This window comes from Streptomyces sp. NBC_00820 (assembly GCF_036347055.1).
Taxonomy (GTDB): Bacteria; Actinomycetota; Actinomycetes; order Streptomycetales; family Streptomycetaceae; genus Streptomyces.
Genome location: NZ_CP108882.1, coordinates 8,036,969 through 8,054,873 on the forward strand (window position 1 = coordinate 8,036,969; position 17,905 = coordinate 8,054,873).

At 69.3% G+C, this 17,905-nt stretch carries 12 protein-coding genes and 1 tRNA gene; 5 read left to right on the forward strand and 8 right to left on the reverse strand.

The window, feature by feature from the left end:
* Positions 1-188 precede the first annotated feature (188 nt).
* The 6 genes from OIB37_RS35935 to OIB37_RS35960 all read right to left on the reverse strand — a co-directional run bounded on the left by OIB37_RS35935 (position 189) and on the right by OIB37_RS35960 (position 9,758).
* Positions 189-1,058: a nucleotidyltransferase gene (locus OIB37_RS35935; protein WP_330455458.1), complete on the reverse strand. Its 870-nt coding sequence runs from the start codon at positions 1,056-1,058 to the stop codon at positions 189-191.
* Positions 1,059-1,067: 9 nt separating this feature from the next.
* Positions 1,068-1,613: an SLATT domain-containing protein gene (locus tag OIB37_RS35940; protein ID WP_330455457.1), complete on the reverse strand. Its 546-nt coding sequence runs from the start codon at positions 1,611-1,613 to the stop codon at positions 1,068-1,070.
* A gap of 68 nt (positions 1,614-1,681) precedes the next feature.
* Entirely contained in the window at positions 1,682-2,806 is a 1,125-nt protein-coding gene (locus OIB37_RS35945; RefSeq protein WP_330455456.1) for a hypothetical protein, read from the reverse strand.
* Positions 2,803-7,374, reverse strand: a complete 4,572-nt coding sequence (locus tag OIB37_RS35950) for a hypothetical protein (protein WP_330455455.1) — start codon at positions 7,372-7,374, stop codon at positions 2,803-2,805. Before OIB37_RS35950 ends, OIB37_RS35945 begins: the two co-directional genes overlap by 4 nt.
* Positions 7,375-7,377: 3 nt before the next feature.
* Positions 7,378-8,124 carry a hypothetical protein gene (locus tag OIB37_RS35955; RefSeq protein ID WP_330455454.1) on the reverse strand — a complete coding sequence of 249 codons (747 nt, stop codon included), beginning with the start codon at positions 8,122-8,124 and terminating at the stop codon, positions 7,378-7,380.
* Positions 8,121-9,758 (reverse strand): hypothetical protein, encoded by a 1,638-nt coding sequence (locus tag OIB37_RS35960; RefSeq protein ID WP_330455453.1) that lies wholly within the window; start codon positions 9,756-9,758, stop codon positions 8,121-8,123. The genes OIB37_RS35955 and OIB37_RS35960 overlap by 4 nt, the downstream gene beginning before the upstream one ends.
* A 298-nt stretch (positions 9,759-10,056) precedes the next feature.
* Here OIB37_RS35960 and OIB37_RS35965 point away from each other — a divergent pair, with 298 nt between their 5' ends.
* The 4 genes from OIB37_RS35965 to OIB37_RS35980 all read left to right on the forward strand — a co-directional run bounded on the left by OIB37_RS35965 (position 10,057) and on the right by OIB37_RS35980 (position 12,582).
* The gene (locus OIB37_RS35965) at positions 10,057-10,344 is read left to right on the forward strand and encodes a helix-turn-helix domain-containing protein (RefSeq protein WP_330455452.1); all 288 of its coding nucleotides are present in this window, start codon (positions 10,057-10,059) and stop codon (positions 10,342-10,344) included.
* Positions 10,341-11,867 (forward strand): helix-turn-helix domain-containing protein, encoded by a 1,527-nt coding sequence (locus tag OIB37_RS35970; protein WP_330455451.1) that lies wholly within the window; start codon positions 10,341-10,343, stop codon positions 11,865-11,867. Before OIB37_RS35965 ends, OIB37_RS35970 begins: the two co-directional genes overlap by 4 nt.
* Positions 11,868-12,443 carry a transcriptional regulator gene (locus OIB37_RS35975; protein WP_330455450.1) on the forward strand — a complete coding sequence of 192 codons (576 nt, stop codon included), beginning with the start codon at positions 11,868-11,870 and terminating at the stop codon, positions 12,441-12,443.
* Between the two features lie 65 nt (positions 12,444-12,508).
* A tRNA-Met gene (locus OIB37_RS35980) sits at positions 12,509-12,582 on the forward strand.
* A gap of 54 nt (positions 12,583-12,636) precedes the next feature.
* Here OIB37_RS35980 and OIB37_RS35985 read toward each other — a convergent pair.
* Positions 12,637-13,680 carry a TniQ family protein gene (locus OIB37_RS35985; protein WP_330455449.1) on the reverse strand — a complete coding sequence of 348 codons (1,044 nt, stop codon included), beginning with the start codon at positions 13,678-13,680 and terminating at the stop codon, positions 12,637-12,639.
* A 170-nt stretch (positions 13,681-13,850) separates the two neighbouring features.
* Here OIB37_RS35985 and OIB37_RS35990 point away from each other — a divergent pair, with 170 nt between their 5' ends.
* Positions 13,851-14,357: a DEAD/DEAH box helicase family protein gene (locus tag OIB37_RS35990; RefSeq protein WP_330455448.1), complete on the forward strand. Its 507-nt coding sequence runs from the start codon at positions 13,851-13,853 to the stop codon at positions 14,355-14,357.
* A gap of 6 nt (positions 14,358-14,363) precedes the next feature.
* Here the strand turns inward: OIB37_RS35990 and OIB37_RS35995 are convergent, their stop codons facing one another.
* A complete protein-coding gene (locus OIB37_RS35995) occupies positions 14,364-17,786 on the reverse strand; it encodes a helicase associated domain-containing protein (RefSeq protein ID WP_330455447.1) in 3,423 nt (1,140 codons plus the stop codon).
* Between the last annotated feature and the right edge of the window lie 119 nt (positions 17,787-17,905).

The window sequence follows — 17,905 nt, forward strand, 5'->3', positions numbered from 1 at the left end:
GGTCTGTTCACCTGGACCGGATGGCGTGCACGCTGCTGTGCCGCATTCGGTCCCAAAACGGGCTCAACGGGGCGACCGGGGAGGACGATTCCAGGGACGCCGCCGAGTCACGCACAGGACCGAGCTGAGATAAAGCGCGGATCGCTCACGCTGACCGGAATAGTTGACTGGACCGTCTGCAAAGCAAGTCAGCGGCTGGGGAAACGGCCCCCGAAGAGCAGACTGAGATAGGTGAACGCGGTGGCGTGATCGTCCTTGTGATAAGCGTCGAGTGCCTTCCTGGCGCGGATTGCTCCCGTCCTGAGCTTGGAGAGTGCGTCTTGACGAGTCGCATCGCTGGAGCATGCGGCGAAGCGTCCGGCTTTGTTCTTGGGGTCGTTCATGGACGCGAGTTGATGGTCATCCAGCTTCTCCAGGAGACCGCATATGTCCCAGACCGCGATGAAGTTCGGCTCACCTGCCATGTACTGGGCGGCGCGCATCTCCAGGTAGAAGGAGGAGACCGGCACGTTGTTGTAGTACTTCCAGGCCTTGGCCAACCGGGCGAGCTTCTTGGCGCCGCCGACCGCAACAGGCCGCTGGTTGACTTCGTTCACGTACTCCAGGTGCGCCGTGGGGGCGGTGTCCATCCACCCGCCGGCGGCTCCGGGGATGTCGTAGACCGACGTGTCACCACCGCGAAATGTAAGAAAAGCGGGAAGAACCTCCCATGTCTCCGCGCCGGCAGTGAATCGAATCTGGACTGTAGGGCGCCGTATGACGACCTGGGTGGAGGGAAAACTCGCCTGGAGAGCCGACTTCACCCAGCCCAGGGCGGTGTCCGAACTGTTCGGGCGGCCTGCCTTGATGCTGGCCAGAAGATCTACGTCGCAGTGCCCGCGGACCCCCGTCCCATGAGTGAACGACCCTGTCTCTCGGAACAGAGATACTCCGAAGGCCGCGGCCTGCAACGAGGTCTCCACACTGCGCCGATGGCGCGCCTTGGCGTCGCGCTCGCCCGCGGTGGGCGTCAACTGCTGCAAGAAGAGGTCGAACCCCTGATTCACGGAGAGTGCCATATCTGCTCTCTAGTGCCCTTCGGGCTGGTTGGCGGACGTGTCGACCGCGTAGGATTGGCCGCCGCCGTCGACATTCGCTTTGCCACGCAGGTAGGAGCGTCGGCTGGGAGGTTCGGCGGTCTTGTTCTGTTCGTCGCGTCGCGCAGTGATTTCAGCCAGCCCGCTCCGAGCCTCTTCCACGGTCCATGCCGGGAGATCGATTTCACGGGCCTGGCGAGCGGCGGTTTGGATCTCGAGGTAGGCGTTTGCTGCGGCGGCGGCCTGGTTCATCCGGTGCGATGCGTTGATGGTGGTCAAGATTGCCCCCAGGACAGCGGCAGCGAGGGCAACCAGCCCGGCGATCACGCGCCCGGCGGCCGTCACCAGGGCCATGGCACCGGCGATGGCCGCCAGACCGCTTGCCGGCACGCCCAGCCATAGATTGATTAGGCGCCAACGCTTGGCTTGCTCGAACTGAGATTGCGCGCTGTACTTCGCACTCTCCTCAAGGCGTTCCAGCTCGTCTGAGATGGCCTGGCGACGTTCGGCTTCGGTCGGCTGGGAGGTTTCCGGCATGCAGGAACGCTACCGGTACGCACTGACACCAGCGCTTGTGTATCTCTTGTCCGGATGGCACGAGGCCTTCAGCGTGTCCAGGGCGACGGCCAGGGCTGGGGAAACGCCGGCGTGGTCGGTCTTTGCTGCGGGGCGCCGTCGCGCAGCTGAGGCAGCAGGGGCGCACCCGGAGCGAGTAGCGCGCGGAGACAGGGCAGGGGGAGGGCTTCTTGTCGCAGAACCAGGCCGTCGGTGAGCAGCTGCGCGACTGACGGTGCGATGTGGGGCGGGAGCCAGGCGGCCGCGGCGAGGGCTTCGTCGGTGGTGGCGGGTGGGTGAGGGCGCGGCCGCCCGGTGAGGAGGGCATGGTAGAGGCCGGTGGCGGGCAGCAGCGGGGGAAGGCCGGCGGCCTGTGCGCGGTGGCTGGTCTGCTGGGCGCAGTGCAGGCCGTCGAGGTCGAGGTCCGCGTACATCAACAGGGTCTCCACAGGGTGGTCGCGTTCGCGGAAGGAAGTCAGGGCGGTGGGGATGGAGGCGACGAGCTGGTCACCGGATCCGAAGCCGAGCCAGCCCACCTGGCTGCGGTCGGGCCAGGCGCCGAAGATCTCCCGCAGGCTGGTGAACGCGGCGGTGTTCTCCACGACGAGCATCCAGGGTGCGGGCCCGAGTTCGAACATGGCCAGCGGGGCGGGGGTGGGCCGGGCCCGAAGATGCACGGCGACGTCGAGGAGCCCTTTGACCACGAGATGGTGGCGGTCGATGTCCTTGAGGCGTTTCTCGTCGCCGTACAACTGGTAGGAGCGGTCGGCGATCGGAACGATCTCGGCATCCGGCTGGTCCCGCAGCAGCGTGTTGAGGGGGCCGAGAAGCGCGTGGTCGGCGGCGGTCAGGTTCAGGGTGCCGGCGAAGGACAGCTGTTCCACGAACGCCCGGGGCGCCGGCCGGGGCCGGGACGAGCGGGCGGACTGCAGGCGCTTGACCCACCGGGGCAGCGGCGGGTGGGCGCTGCAGTCCCAGCCGGCGCTGCCCTTGGGCAACTGGGCCAGGCCACGCTGTTGGAGGGTCTGAGCCGCGTCGGCGAGGATGCGGCGGCGCCCGGGCGAGGTGGCCAGACTGGAGTCGCCTGCGTCGGCGGCGCCCGCCAGCGCATCGAAGTCGACGCGCTGGCGGGACTGCTGGGCGAGGTGGACGGCCATACGGTCGGCGGCGCTCATCCGGCATCCCCGGCATCCACTTCGGGGGTTTGTGGGGCGTCAGGAGCAAGGACGCTGCGGCGCAGGAGGCGGGCGGAGGCGATGCCCTCGTCCTGGGCGCGGGTGACACCGTCCGCGACGGCGTCACCGTAGCGCTCGAGGATCTGGACGTAGCGGCGCTTGGTGTGCAGGTCCATACCATTGCGCATGCGGACGATGAGGGGGAAACGGCCCAGTGCCGGGCGATCGTTGGAACCGGTGGTGTACACGAGCTGGATGCCGTGGGCACCGGCGACGCGGCGCTGCAGATCGACGAACGGCCCGTAGTTGGCCTTTCCGAAAGGGTTGTCCAGGACGAGTGTGCCCACGCCGCCGGGGACGCGGCGGTCGCGCTGGGCGGCACGCATCCGGGCGAGTGTGCAGTACAGCAGCACGGAGACGGTCAGGAGTTCGCCGCCGCTGAATTTCTGGATCTCGGTGACGGACTCACGTTCGACGGTGTCCAGGTTCTGTGTCGGCTTGATGATGCGCGCGATGATGTTGCCGTGGCCGCCGAGCGCCGCCAGGACCAGCTGCTTGGCCAGTGGCATCGCGTCGGGCAGGGCGCTGGCCCGGCCGGCGGCGCCGGCCGGCAGCGAGGAGATGAGCCGGTCGACCTCGGCGGACAGCCTGCGCGCGAGTTCGTCCCCGCGGGCGCGCTGGCGCAGCTCCAGCGACAGGAACCGCTGCTTGGACCAGCTGCCCAGATTCCCGGGCAGCCGGGAGTGGCGTGCTACTTCCTCCACACTGTCGAGGACGGCTTCGACCGTGCTCGCGCAGGCGTCGACGACCCGGGCATGGTCCTCCTCGGACTCGGCGAGCAGCCCGGTGACCTGTCGTTCGCGTTCCTCGATGTCCTCCAGCAGCGCGGCCAGCCGGGGCTGCAGGCTGAGGTCCTGTTGCAGGCGTTCGCGCAGTCGGCCGTCGACGACGGCCGCGTACTCCGGCTGCAGGGCGAGCCGTTCCACTTGCTGTACGTACTTGCGCAGGGCGTTCTTGGCGTCGTCGTGGGCGCGGATCGCCTGGAAGACCTCGCGGGTGATGACGTCCTTGATTCGCTCGGCGTCCTGCGGCTGCAGGGACCGCACGGTGAGGGCGGACAGGCCGTGCCGTTCAAGGAGCAGCGCGTCCACGCCCGGTTCCAGGTCGCCGTCGTTGCCCTGGCCGGGCTGGCGGTCGGCGGCCGCGTTGAGACTGCCCGCCGACTGCCGAAGCTGTGCGGCCTGGCCGGCCGCCAGGTCGGCGGAGCGGTGCGTGCGCTCGGTGTCCAGGCGCCGCACCTGGGCCAGCGTGCGGTCCTGCTCCAGCCGCTCCTCTTCTGCGCGCAGTTCCTCCTGGGCGGCTCGGACGCTGGGGAAGGAGATCCGCTCCGTGCCGGGAGCAAGGTCGTCCAGGGCTTCGGCCGCCTTCTGGTGAGCCTCCAGGGCCTGGCGGTGGAGGAGATCCGCTTCGTGCTCGGCCCGGTCGGCCTTCCTGCGAGCCTCCGCTGCGCAGGCGATGCGGTCAGTGAGGCGGTCGGTGTCGGCTGCCCCGGCCTGCTGGGCGAGCTCTGCCGCCCGCGCGCGTGCCGCGGAACCAGCCCGTGAAAGGTCCTGGTTGAGAGCGTCGATGGCCGTCTGGGCGGCGGTGAGCCGCTGCTGCAGCGTGGTGTCGCTGATGCCGTCGCGCCAGTCCCGACGGGCCTGGCCCCAGCGCTCACGCAGCGCCTGCAGGCTCCCGCCCGGTACCGTGGCCGGATGTGTCCGGCTGCGGACTTCATCCGTGAGTTCCTGGCGGATCTCTTCCAGCCAGCCGGCCCAGCGTTCCCCACGCTCCCGGCACTGCCCAAGCGTTGCCTCCGCGGTCCGTCTTTGCCCCTCGGCGTTCGTGCACCGCTTCTTCAACTGCTGCACGGCGGCGCGGTGTTCGCGTGCCTCGGTCCGGGCCTGCCGGCGTTCTGCCGTCCAGTGCGCAGTGGCGCGGACCGCCACTTCCAGGGCCCGGACCTGGGGAAGCGTCTGGGCGAGCGCCATCAGCGTGTCCGTGTGCTGGGCGAGCCGTCGTTCCGCTTGGCCCGCGCTTTGCGCGGCTTCCTCTGCCTCGCGGGCCAGCATGCTGGTGCGTTCGGTGAGCGTGTTCACTTCGTCGTCGAGCCGGCTGAGCAGTTCCTCCCGCGCGGCGCGTGCCCGGGGCCCGAACGATTCCAGGTGCGCCCGCAGCCGCCCGCAGAGGGCACGGTCGCCCTCGCGCCGTTTGGTGACGGCCCGGAGGCGGTCCTCCAGTGTGTCCAAACGCGCGGTGACGCGGCGCAGTTCCTCCTCTCCCGCCTCCAGGTCGAGAGCCGAGGGGCGGACGGGCAGGACGGCGATGTTTCCCGGTTCCCGCAAGAGCAGAGCCCGCGCCTCGTCGTCGCTGCTCACGGCGATCACCGTGGGCAGCGAGACGTCGGCCTGCCGGGCCAGAGCCGCCAGGTCACCACCGGGCACCGGCCCGCAGATGACCACCCCGCCGATCAGCTGGGGGATGGCCGCGATGACCTCGTCGTGCCGGTGGGCGGGCAGGGTCTCGCGCAGGAACTGCATTCCCGAAACGGCGTTGGCACCGCGGTTCTGCAGGGCGGCAACCGCCCGTTCGACCTCCCGGGGCGGCGGACAGAACCCGTCCTGCTCCAGCGCGTCGCGCAGCCGCCGGTCCTCCGACGCCCGGGCATGCTCGGCGGCCAGTTCCGTGTCTGCGTGGGCGACCTGGTCGGTGAGCAGCGCGATGAGGTCGCTGCCCACCGCGTCCACATCCACCGATTCGCCGCCGGTGCCCGCCAGTTCTGCCAGACGCGGCTCGGCTGCCAGGTCACGGCGTTCGCGCGCCAATGCGTTCCACTGGTCCCACACTTGGTCGTGCCGCTGCCGTGCGGTACTGAGCTGGTCGGCGCACGACAGACGTTCTGTCGCGATGCCGGTGCTCCGCTCCCGTGCTGCCTCCCGTTGGCGCCGCGCCTGCTCCACCTGTTCCCGGGAGGTCTCTTCCTCGCGGGTGAGGCGTTCCAGAGCGGCATGCGGCTCCTCCTGCCCTCCGAGAACCCCGCTCGCACGGGCGGCCACGATCTCCGCCTCTCCTTCCGCGCAGCGGGCTTCGGCCGAGGCCGCGCGGCTGTCCGCGCGGCCGATCGCGCTCACCGTCTTCTCGAACTCCCGCTCGGCCGCCTGGAGCCGGGCGGCGGCCGTCTCAAGTTCGGCGCGGGCCTGTTCCTCCTCGCCCGAGAGCCGGCCGAGCCCCTCTTCGAGCCTCGCGTACAGGGCGGTGCCCGCCTGCTCCACGGCCTCCCGCAGCGGGGCCTGCTCGCTGTGGAGATCTTCCAGCAACTGTTTGACCTGCCGCAGCTCGGTCTCCCGGCCCGCCAGGTCCATGAGCAGGGGAACCGCCTGCCATGCCGTGTGTTCCCGCTCGGCGGAGTCGGCCGCCTCGATGCGCCCGGCATGCTCGCTCGCACAGTCGCTCACCCGCAGCCGCGCGGCCGCCTCGCTCACCGCGGCCACGCGGTGGCCCCGGCCCTCGACCCGGTCGTCGGCCTCCTGTGCCTCCTGCGCGTAGGCCTCGGCGCGTTCGCGCAATGAGCCCGACTCCTGCTCCAGATGGGCGGCCTGGGTCTGGAAGTGCTCGCCGGCACGTCGGGCCAGCTGGACCTGCCGGCCCAGTGCCTGCTCGGCGAGGGCGGCTTCCGCCGTGGCCTTCTGCACCGGTCGCAGCCGCAGGACGGCCTCGGCGAGGAACCGCTGTTCCAGTTCCCGTGCGGGCCGGGCCGCCAGTTTGTCGGCGTGTTTGGACAGCGCCGCACGTGCTGCCGTGGGTGCGGCGGCATCGACGATCATGTCGATGAGGAAGTTGATGAACTCCTCGGCCGTGCGGAACTTGAACAGCTCGGTGATCCCTCCTTCTTCCTGGTTCATGACCTTCTGGATCATGAAGACCTGAGGGTCCAGACCGTGATTGCTCAGCTGCTCCTCCCAGCTGTACTGCTCCTCCGCGACCACCAACTGCAGCCGCCGCTGCAGTTGGTGCGCGGCTTCCAGGGCCTTGACGTAGGAGGTCATGCTGAGCTGGAGATCCTCGGCACGCACGGGCAGGGAGTCCAGTTCCAGCCCGCCGGGCTGAGGCCGCAGAAGATACCAGCGGCGTTCCAGCCGTTCCCACCCGCTGCTCAGGTCGGCCGGGCGCTGTCCGTCGCGCCACTGGTAGACCCCGCCGGTCACCAGTACCGCGCCGGCCGTGGGCCGTTCGGAGTCTCCCCATTCAGCGATCACGTGCGAGACCTGCTCGCCGGGAATGTACTCGGCGAGCGACTTGGACTTGAGCGCCCCGATGAAGTCCTTCTTGGCGGGCAGTAGCAGGCTGAAGAACAGAGAGAGCAGACTGGACTTGCCGCCGCCGTTGCGCAGCCAAAGGATCACGTCCACGGGCTGCATGGGCCGGCCGTCGATCGAGCCCGGACCGCCGGTCAGGTCCAGGACGAGCGATTTGAAACCGGCCGCGCGGTGGCCGATGTTCTCCAGACGAATACGTCGCAGTTGGAGCATTCTTCAGTCCTCCTCGACCAGATGGGCGCGGCGCAGGTCGCACAGCACGGTGAACGCCGCCGAGGCGGCTGCCTCTCGTACCTGCACGCGGAAGCGGTGGGCGAGCCGGTAGTGGCCCGCCCCCAGGTCGTCGGCCCGCTGGGCCATCCCCTGTTCCACCAGCCAGTCGAGCGCCTCCTTGATCACCCGTCGGGTGCTCGACTCCGACAGCCGTCCCGTCGGTGTGGGGCGCGATGCGGGGAGTTTGGCGTAGACCCGCCAGGCGGCCTGGAGTTCGGGATGGGCCACGGTCAGCCCGTCCGCGTCCTTGGAGGCTTCACGGAGCCGGTCGGTGAGCCGGCGCAGGAAGTCGTCGACCTCGGCCAGCGAGATCCGTCTGACGCTCTGCTCCTCCAGGTCGGCGGGAGTGGGGTAGGCGCGGGCCGCGATCGCCACATGCGCGAGTCCCAGGACGAGGCGGTCCTTGACCCCCAGCTTGGGATGATCCTTGAGGCGGTAGGACAGCCAGGATCCCTCGCGGGGGTGCAGGATCAGTCCTTCGCTCTGATGGGCCTCGATCACGTCCAGGTCGAGGCCGTCGGCGACGGCGTCCGCCGCGTCGCGGAACGGGCCGTCCATCCGGTAGCGCTGCAGCAGGGCCCGGTAGCGGGGGAGACTCAGGGGACGCAGACGCGGCTGGCAGCCGAAGCACACCAGGGCGGAGGCGTCGGCCAGGTCGGCCGGGGAGTAGACGTTCGCGGCAGTTGTCATGCCAGGACCTCCACGTCGTCCTCGGCGCGGGCGGGACCGGGGATTAGCGACTGGGCGGGGACGAGCAGCAGGTCGCTGCCGGCGACCGCTCCGAGATCGAACACGGTGCCGTCATCGAGGACCACCAGATGTTCCTCCAGCAGGTCAGCCAATTCGTCAGCCGTCCCTTCCTCCTCCTCGTCCTCCGGATCCGGCGCGAAGGCCCGCAGGACACAGACGGCCAGGAGGTCGGCGGCCTGGAGGCTGTGCGCCAGCGCCTGTTCCAGCAGCCGGGACAGGCGCACCGGCATGCCCAGGGCCTGCGTGAGGAGGCTGCGGGCGACTGCGACGTCCTCATTGCTGAAGAGGCCGAACTCACCGGGGTCATCCGCGATCAGCTCGATCTCCTCGTCCGCGAACGCCTCCCGCACCGCGCGTGCCGGAGCCAGCAGCGAGGCCCACCAGTCCCGCAGCCGCGGCCGGTGCGCGACCACCGGTCCGCCGGCCGCGTCCGCGAAGATGCTCGCGACCGCCTCGGCGTCGTCGGCGCCGAGGTCCAGCAGCGGTTCCAGCACGTCCTCCTGCATCCCCACCAGCGCAAGGCGTGGGGGAGGCCTGAAGCGCTGCTCGGCCTGGGAGCGCAGGAACGCCGGGCGGGCGTCGATGACTTTCTCCAGGAGCTGGGTGTGCCGCAGATGGGCCCGTCCCAGCAACCGCAGGATCCGCTCGCAGGTGCGCCGTACCTCCGCGTCGTCCACATCGTTGCGGACCTCACGCATCCACTCCATCAGGTCGCGCTCCACCCGGTGGCGTTCGCGAAGATGCGCACGGGAAGTCTGAAGCAGCCTGGGGACGTCCTGTCCCCAGTCCACGGCCCGTACATCGCGCTCGGTCTCCTCCAGTACCGCCCGTACCCGTTCGCAGTACATGAGGGACAGCTTCAGGCTCTCCGCCGCGCTCTCCTCGGCACGTCCCCACCGGTGGGTGCTCACCTGGCGGCGCAGCATCAGGTCCTTCGCCGCCTGCACGTCCTCCAGATCGTGTTCGAGTCCGGACAGCAGGAGATTGATGGCCGGGGTCGTGGCCCGCAGCACGGCCTGGCCGCGTCGCCCGAATCCCTCCTCCAACAGCCGCACGGACAAGGTCACCCTGCTGTGGCCCTCGCGGTAGTCGCTGTAGGAGACGTCGAACTCCTCCCCGTCCTGCGCGTCGTTGAGCAGCTCACGCAGGACGAACCGAGCCACCGCCAGATGCTCCGAGGCATCCCGCGCGGGCGCCGCTGACGCCGCCAGGGAGGCGAGGAACTGAATCACCTCCTCCGTGGTCGCCTCCGCCTCCATCTCCTGCTGGCTGACCACTGCCTCCAGCGCGGCCAGGGCGAGCGTGCGAGGGTCGTAGAGCCCTCGGGGGAACCGCTGCCAGGCGCTGCGTTGATCGATGCGGTGCAACGGCACCCCGCGGGCGAGAACCGAACTGCGCCGGACGAAACCCGGCTCAGCAACCAGCGCACGCCACTCGTCGACTCCGTCGGGAGCCGCCGGCACCGAGACCAGCAGCCGCCGCTCCTCCCGGTCCAGCAGGGCCTGGAGCATCGTGTCGGGACCGTCGTCCTGCGTACAGTCCGGGCCGTGGGGGGATGCCTTCGTCTCTGTCATGGAGTCAGTGCAGCAGCTGCCACTGACAAATAGAACAAAAGACCCTTGTTGGGGCATCCGTTCGGGCGCAGTCAAGGGGGTGAAGCGGGGGCCGGTCCGTGAGCGCCCTCTTGGTGCCGGTGGGGGTGTCTGTGCTCCCGTCCGGTCGGCGGGTCCCTGGCGCCCCCTCGTTAGGCGGTTGCCGACGACGCTGCAGTCCGCCATCGGCGGCAGGCTTCATGTAGGTGGTATTCGCATTCTCGTGTGCTTATTGCTGATTCTCATGCATTTTCCGCATGAAGTCTGGTAAGGTGAAGGCATGGGATTGGGGCTGGAGGAGTCGCTGCGGCTCACGGTGGCCGCACTGATGCAGGCGACAGGTGAGCCGCAGCGGGCGGTGGCGGACGTGCTTGGACTGACCCAGACGCAGGTCTCGCGTCGGCAATCGGGTGCCACTTCGTGGACTCTGCGTGATGTCGACACGCTGGCCGGACATTACGGCGTCGCTGCGCTCGATCTGTTGTCCGGGCCGACCAGGGCGTGCGAAGCGCTGTCGGTCGGCCGCCGCCGCGGTATCCGGTCCGAGATGAAGAGGGCCGGCCGGTGAGCGACTACGACGCGATCGACTCACTGCTGGCCTCCGTCGGCCCGCAGGTGGAACTCCCGGCCCCGGAGCTCCGCCGTGGCCTGCGGGAGCGGGCGGGGCTGTCTAAAGCGCAGGTGGCCCGTGCGCTGGGAGTGGGCCCGTCCACGGTCGGCGGCTGGGAGAGCGGCCGGGACCCGGCCGGTGAGACTCGCGCCAAGTACGCGTACCTGCTGGAGGGTCTGACTACCAAGCTCGCCGAGGCCGATATGGCAATGCCGCCCGCTGAGCAGCCCGTGGCGGACGGCTTGGTAGACGCGGCATCGTCACCGGAGCCCGCGCAGGACTTCGACGAGGTGGAGACACTCACTGCTTTGCAGCCGTGCGTCTTGTGCGGTGCCCCGGCAGGTCAGCGGGTGGCGGGATTCGTCCAGCACCTGGACCCCTCCGACTGCCAGACAGTCCCCGCCGGAACTCCGAAGCCCCCGCCTGTCAGGGAAGCCCAAGTCCCGCGCACTGCACGCCCGCCCCGTCCGGCCGACGGGAAAGGCGCGGCCCCGCGCGGTCGGGCGTTCCAGGAGCCGTCCGGGCCTGCCGACTTGATCCACGAAGCGGTGCACGCCGTGCTCGCCGAGCACCAGGGCGATGTCGAAGCGGCGAGCGCCGCGTTGCTGAAGCGGGCCATCCCGGACGCGATGCGCCTGCTGGACGAGACCCGCAAGGGCGCCCGCTACGACGTGATCGCCCATCCCTGGATCCCCGACATCCTCAAGAAGCAGACCTCCAAGGGCGCCGACCAGATCTGGGAGGCCCGCCCCAAGTGGACGCGGCCCGAACTGCCGCCCGGGAAGCATGAGGTCACCGCACTCGACATCAACGGCGCCTATTTGAGCGCACTCAAGACCCACCTCCCGCTCGGCCAGCTGGAACACTCCACGGGCTTTGCACACGACCGGCGCCGCGCCGGAGTCCACCTGATCACCCCGCCCGCCTGGGAGCACGACGCGGTGCTGCCCAACCCGATCGGCCAGCGCGACGAACCAGGACCCCTGTGGGTCAGCGAACCGACCCTGCGCCTGCTGCTGCGCCTGTCCGGCCCGAAGCACCGCCTGTGCGAGCCGCCCGAGATCCACGAGTCCTACACTTCGGGCGCCACCGAGAACCTCCTGGAGAAGTTCCGGATCGCCCTCAAGGACGCCCGCGACACCGCGATCGCAGACGGCGACGAGCTGACGCTTCAGTACGTGAAGGCGATGTACTCCAAGTTCGTGTCCACGATGGGGGAGTCGAACTACAACCGGGAGCTCTACCGCCCGGATTGGATGCACATCATCCGCTCCCAGGCCTTCGCCAACCTCTGGATGAAGGCACTCAAGGCACACGACGGGGGACTGGCTGTCGTACGGGCGATGGGCACCGACGAGCTCCACGTCATCGGAGACTGGCGCCGTGTCTTCCCCGAAGGCCGCTCGGTTACCGAGGTCAAGGTCAAGGACACTTACACCGCAGGAACCGGCACCGACGCCGACACGGGGCAGGAGCAGTAAATGCCGGAGAAGAACATCGACTTCGGGAAATTCGGAGCCCGGGGCATCAGAGGCAGCGACGCCGTCGCCCGCCAGCTCGACCGACTCGCCGGCCACATCGCCACCCCGGTGACCGCCAAACGGGGCCTGATGGCACGCCTGCACTACCTGACGACATCGGACAGGACCTGGCAGGCCGCCAAAGACGCCGGACTGACCGTGAGCGACCGGACACTGAAGGCATGGCTGGAGGACAGACGCCGTCCGTCGAAGGCCAACCTGGAACGCATCGACGCCGCATACAGGGCGGTGCGGCGCCGCAACGTCGCCCGCCACCTCACCGCCCGCCTCAACCGTGAGGGCCGCGGCACCCGGGTGGAAATCCACCCTCTCGACCAGTCCGGCGTGGCGCGCCCGCTCCAGCGTGTGGTGGAACACCGGTCGATGAACGTGCGCGGCTGGGACAAGATCGTCGGGTCCTGGGCGGCCGGCGACCATCAGGGACTGGACGACGCCTGGACCGCCGATGTCCTGCCCGACCTCGGCTCCCAGTGGGGCCAGTACGAGTACGTCAAAAACATCGGCTTCGCCGCGTAGAAGCCGACCCCGCAAGTCAATGGTCTCCAGCGTCTGCCAGCATGGCGTACGGTGGTGCGAACCGACGCGGGGTGGAGCAGCTCGGTAGCTCGCTGGGCTCATAACCCAGAGGTCGCAGGTTCAAATCCTGTCCCCGCTACTGCCAGGTGGAGGGCCACAACCGTACGGTTGTGGCCCTCCACCCGTATGCGGCCTACATGTCGGCAGCAGCCATGCCCAACTGCCAGGTCAGGCACGAGCGTTCGCTCACCGAACCGGTCCGGGACGCGATCCGGTCGTGCCCCGACGCCAGCATCAGTTGACACCGGTCGGCCGGACGGGACGGGGCGGGCACTCCCGTACGGTGGCGCCCCAGCCACACCAGCAGCGCCTGACGGCCTTCAGCCACATCCACCCCCCACCGGACCATCAACTGCTCCACGCCCGCGAGCCATCGGGCACGGCCCGCCGCATCCCGCTGCCCCACCCGTTCGAAGTCCAGCATGGCGCCCGCGAGCTGCGCCGCCTCCGGGTAGATCACCAGCGGGGCCGCCCGCATCTCCCGCGCACCCAGCCCAGCCGTCCAGGCCCGCTGCACCCAGCACACGGTGTCCGGCATCCGCGTCCACCAGTACACCGCGACCTGGAAAGCGTCGGCGAACAACTCCTCCCCGGCCGGCCCCCAGAGTGCGGCCAGCTCCTGCCGCACGCGGTGCGCCGTCATCGTCTCGGGCAGTTCGGCCAGCTGAACGAAGTCGGGACCACGCCCGCGGGAGTCGTCCGACCAGTAACCGTGCCGCGCGCACACCTGCCAGCTGTCCGGCGACATCAGCCACACCGGCTCGCCGACATCCAGGTCATCACCGCACGGCGGGCAGTGCCGCACGAGGTGTCCCGCCAGCGGCTTCCAGGGCCACTTCCACTCCGCCGCTTCCCCCTCCCCGCCTGCCAGCAGCCACTCTGCGCCCAGACTGGGCAGATCCTGCTGCAGAAGACCCAGCGACCGGTCGGCCAGGACAGACAGATAGCGCAGCCCCGTCTCGTTCACATACATCTCGGTGCACTGCGGGTACTTCTCCACCCGCAGCGGGTCCACGGATGCCTCGCCCTGCCCGACCCGGTCGAGGAAATCAGCCAGGCTCAGACAGTTGGCGTGTGCGAGCCGGTTCACGAACGACCCCGTCGACTCACCCGCCACCGGCCAGGCGCGCAGCGGCAGCGGCCTGCGAGGCCCGTACAGGCCGGGATCGTCCAGCACAGCTGTCCTTCCGCCGAAGCTGTCCTGGGCACCGTGACCGGCCCGGCAGCGTGCGGTCAAGAGCGCCGGCACTCGTTCGGGTGAACCCGTACGAACGTCCTGCCACAGCACCGCACACCCCTTCCACCCTGGAACCAGGTGCACACGCACGCCATCACCGGGGGAGGACCATGGCCACGACGACGCGCCTCCGTCCGGCCGCGACCGCCCCTGCCTCTGCCTCTCGCCTGAAGACCCGCCTGCGCGGAGGCCAGCAAATCGCCGTCGACACCTCCGCCAGCAGCTTCATCGAGGGCTACCGCCGCGTCAGCGTCTACATGGCCACCGGCACCGGAAAGACCCTGGTGGCCCTGCACATCGTCCAGGAAACCGCCCCAGAAGGCGCTTCCCTGGTGGCAGTCCCCTCTCTGCGACTCCTTGAGCAGACCGCCGCGAAATGGCATAGCGAAGGACGGCCCGGCCGCTACCTCGGTGTCTGCTCCTCAGACCAACCGGCGGACCCGTACCTGGCCGGCATCCTCACCATGGTCGACACCGCCGACGACCTGGCCCAGCAGGCCGCCGACGCCCAGGGACCGCTCAACGTGTTCTGCACCTACAACTCCCTGGACAAGGTCGTCGAAGCCCACCGCGACTTCCACCTGCCCCGCTGGGACGTCGTTGTCGTGGCTCGTTAAATCTGATCAGTGTCCGGGGTGTTGAGCTGGGCTGATCAGTTGGCTGGTTGGGGCTGGCGGTGTGCTCTGTGGTGGCGAGGGGCTTGACGTTGCTTGCGGGCTGGGGCTGGGCGGGGTCTGTGAGCTGTGGGTTTCCTGCTTCGGGGTGGCCGTAGGTCCATTGGTCAGTTCTATTGGTTGGCCGGTCACTTTCGTTGGGCGGCTGTTGTAGCTGATCAGGGGTGTGGATTCGTGGATGCCGAGGGTGCTCAGGAGGTGTTGTTGGTGGGGGTGGAGCTGATTCCAGGCGCGCTGCTGGGTACGGATCCATTTAGTGGTCGTGCCGGGGAAGGCGTGGCCGGCGGTGTGGTGGGCGTGGGCTTGGTGATAGCTGTGGTTCCAGGAGACCCGCCAGGGTGGGTTCCACCATGGGTCGAGTGCGGTGAGCTGTGTGTCGTGGGGCCAGGGCAGGCCAGTGCGGCGTAGGTGGGCGACGGCGCGTTTGCGCTGCTCGTACAGCCACCAGCCCAGGGGGAATCCGTCGTGTTCGGTGGTGTAGTGGGCGGTGCCGAGTCCGCCGTGAGTGTGTGCGTAGGAGCGGGCGTAGGGCAGGCCGCCGTCGATGGACGAGGAGACGGTTGTGGGGCGCGACCGGCTGGCGCCGGTTCTGCGGCGCGTGCGTGTTTCCTGCTGGGGGCGGGCGGCGTGTGCGTCCTGGGGTGTTATGCCGAGGCCGGTCAGGAGTTCCTGCTGGCCCGGGTGGAGGTCGTCATAGTTGATGCACTGGGTGAGCAGCCATCTGGTGGCGGCTGGAGGAAGTCCGGGGAAACCTGCGGCCGCGTTCAGAACGTGGCCGTGGATCTCGTTCCTGACGGCATGGTAGGTGACTTGCCATGGTAGACCCCAGGATGGGTTCCACCATGAGTCAAGGACGGCGAGGGCCTCGGCGCGGTGGTGGGGGAGTCGGCCGTTGGCAGCCCGCTTGCGTTGGTGGGCGAGCCATGTCCCCAGCCGGTAGCCGTGGTGGTTCGCGCTTCTGGGCACGGCGAGGTGTCCGTGTTGGGCGGCGTAGGAGCGGGCGTGTGCAAGGCCGGTGTCGAATGATGCTTGCTGGGTGACGCGACGGGGCCGTGCGGTGGGGGCATTGGTGGCGGTGATGCCGAGTTGAGTGAGCCTGTGTTGCTGCCCCGGGTGGAGGTTCTGGTAGGCGACGCACTGGGTGTAGAGCCACTGCCCAGTCCAGTCGGGGGTGCCGGGGAAGCCTTGTGCAGGGAGGAATTTGATCCCGTTCTCGACGAGTTTGCGGGCGGCGCGGTGGTTGATCTGCCAGTCCCCGTTCCATGGTGGGTTCCACCATGGGTCGACGGCGGCCAGCAGCGGGTCGGCCGGGTAGGGTGCGGCGAACTTGGCGGTGTGAAGGCCGGCCTGGTGCCGCTGGCGGGCCAGCCAGCCTCCGACGGGGAAGCCCTCGTGCCGGTCGGAGGGTGATGCGTTGAGGTCGCCGTGCAGTGCCGCGTAGGAGCGGGCGTAGTAGAGACCGGTCTCCAGGGACGGCCTGTGGGTGGCGGGGTTGGGGCGGGCGGTTTGGACAGTCTGCTCAGTCAGTCCGACGGCCGCGAGCTGTCGGCGCTGTTCCACTGCCAAGCCGGGGTAGGACACACATTGGGTGTATAGCCATTGACCGAGTTCGTCGTTGAAGGCTGCAAAGGCGCTTTCGGGGTCGAGGGGGTGGCCGGAGCGGACGAGTTCGGTCACCGTGTAGCAGGCTCGCTGCCAGTCGGAGGGCCAGGGCGGTGCCCACCACGGATCCATTGCGTCCAGCTGCTGTGTGAGGGCGGGATCGAGAATGCCGCGTCGGGCGCGTACGCGGAGGTTGGTCAGCCATTGGCCGATGGGGAAGCCGGCGTACGTATCAGCAGAGCTCGCACAAAGGTGCCCGTGCTGCTTCCAGTAGGCGCGTGCGTTGGTCAGGCCCTGGTCACGGGCCTCGGCGAGGTTGCGACGCCGCGGCAGTGCGTGGCGGGCGGCTTCGGCGCTGATGCCGATCTGTGCCAGTAGTCTGCGCTGCTGGGGGTGGAGGCTGCTGTAGACCTGGCACTGCTGGTACAGCCAGGTGCCGAGATTCTCGCTGGTGCCGGGGAAGCCCTGCTTGGGGCTGATGTCGGTGCCTGAGTCCAGCAGCCGTCGTGCGCGCAGGTAGATGCGCTGCCACAGTGTGCTCCACGCAGGATTCCACCACGGGTCAAGAGCGGCCAGGGCCTGGCTGCGCTCGGGGGAGAGCTGGGGGCCTGCGGCGCGCTGGTTGGCCAGCCACAGGCCGAGTTGGAACCCGTCCTTTTCGTACCGGTAAGGAATGCAGAGGTGGCCGTGTTCGGTGGCGTAGGTGCGGGCGTGGCGCAGGCCGCGCGCGAACCCCTGGGCGGTCTCGGCCACGTCTGGGGCCGGCGCCCCCTCCGACTCCGTTTTTCCGGGCGCTTCGTCGACGGGTCGGGTTTCGGCCAGGAGCCGGGTGATCGGTGCGGGCCGGTGGGGCGGGGAGACGTGCCACATGCTGCGTGTTTTCGGCTTGTGCCCAGCCTGCGTGCGTACGCAGGCGCGTACCCAGGCGTTCAGCGGGCCTGTCGTGAGGGCGCTGAGGCGACCGGCGATCCATGGCCGCTTAAGGCGCCGAGCCAGTTCGTCCACGAGGCTGGGGACATCGGCGAGCGCGTGCGGCTGATGCCGCCCCGCGTCATCGAGTAGCCGCTGCTGCAGGCTCGGGTCGGCGAGGGCCGCGGCCAGCGTGACGGCTTCGGGGTAGGTCACCGCATCCCGCGCCGCTGCACGCCAAGCGAGGTCGTTGCCGGGTGCCATCAGCCGCAGCCGATCGGGCCAGAGGATCTCTTCCGGCCAAGGCTCGTCCCACCACGAAGCCATGATTGCCTGCGCCACGGTGAATGCTTCGCCGGCGTGCGCAGAGCGCCGCAGCAGCCGTACATGACGGCGCTGGGCCGCCCCGTTCTGCGGCACATACCGCAGGTCCAGCTGCCCGGGGACGGCCGCTGCCCCGTCGACGACGGGTGCTTCCAGCATCCAGCACTGGTGCTTGACGCATACCCGGCCGTGCGGCAGCAGGTAGCGGCGTGCTTCCTCCCGGCCTCGTGTGGCGGTCGCGGTGCAGGCCCGGCATCCGGGGCCGGTCGGCGGGATCGTGGCTGCGGTGCGGACCCAGGCGGCCGGCTCGCTGCCGAGCCTGCTCGAAGGGACGTCCCTGCCCCAGGCTGGCAGGGCACGGTGCAGGTGTTCTTCGGGCATGCGGCAGAAAGCGGCGACCACCGCCCGGGCCTCGGCGTTGAAGACCACTTCGCCGTCGGGCCGCACCGTGAACAGATTGGGCCGCCGCCCCACGTCCACGAGCGCGCCGATGAGCTCTTTGGCCGTGATCCTGTACCGGGAGGCGACTCTGCTCATGAACGACAGCGTCGTCTCACCGTTCAGCGGAGCGACACGCACCGCTCCCAAAGACGCTCTGTGAAAGGGTAGTTTGTTCTGCTCGCGCTGTGGTGGCTGCGAATAATCCCTGACGGCAG

Excerpts from the sequence above, each read along its gene's own strand:
- OIB37_RS35935 (WP_330455458.1), bottom strand. The coding sequence starts at position 1,058 with ATGGCACTCTCCGTGAATCAGGGGTTCGACCTCTTCTTGCAGCAGTTG.
- OIB37_RS35940 (WP_330455457.1), bottom strand. The coding sequence starts at position 1,613 with ATGCCGGAAACCTCCCAGCCGACCGAAGCCGAACGTCGCCAGGCCATC.
- OIB37_RS35945 (WP_330455456.1), bottom strand. The coding sequence starts at position 2,806 with ATGAGCGCCGCCGACCGTATGGCCGTCCACCTCGCCCAGCAGTCCCGC.
- OIB37_RS35950 (WP_330455455.1), bottom strand. The coding sequence starts at position 7,374 with ATGCTCCAACTGCGACGTATTCGTCTGGAGAACATCGGCCACCGCGCG.
- OIB37_RS35955 (WP_330455454.1), bottom strand. The coding sequence starts at position 8,124 with ATGACAACTGCCGCGAACGTCTACTCCCCGGCCGACCTGGCCGACGCC.
- OIB37_RS35960 (WP_330455453.1), bottom strand. The coding sequence starts at position 9,758 with ATGACAGAGACGAAGGCATCCCCCCACGGCCCGGACTGTACGCAGGAC.
- OIB37_RS35965 (WP_330455452.1), top strand. The coding sequence starts at position 10,057 with ATGGGATTGGGGCTGGAGGAGTCGCTGCGGCTCACGGTGGCCGCACTG.
- OIB37_RS35975 (WP_330455450.1), top strand. The coding sequence starts at position 11,868 with ATGCCGGAGAAGAACATCGACTTCGGGAAATTCGGAGCCCGGGGCATC.
- OIB37_RS35990 (WP_330455448.1), top strand. The coding sequence starts at position 13,851 with ATGGCCACGACGACGCGCCTCCGTCCGGCCGCGACCGCCCCTGCCTCT.
- OIB37_RS35995 (WP_330455447.1), bottom strand. The coding sequence starts at position 17,786 with ATGAGCAGAGTCGCCTCCCGGTACAGGATCACGGCCAAAGAGCTCATC.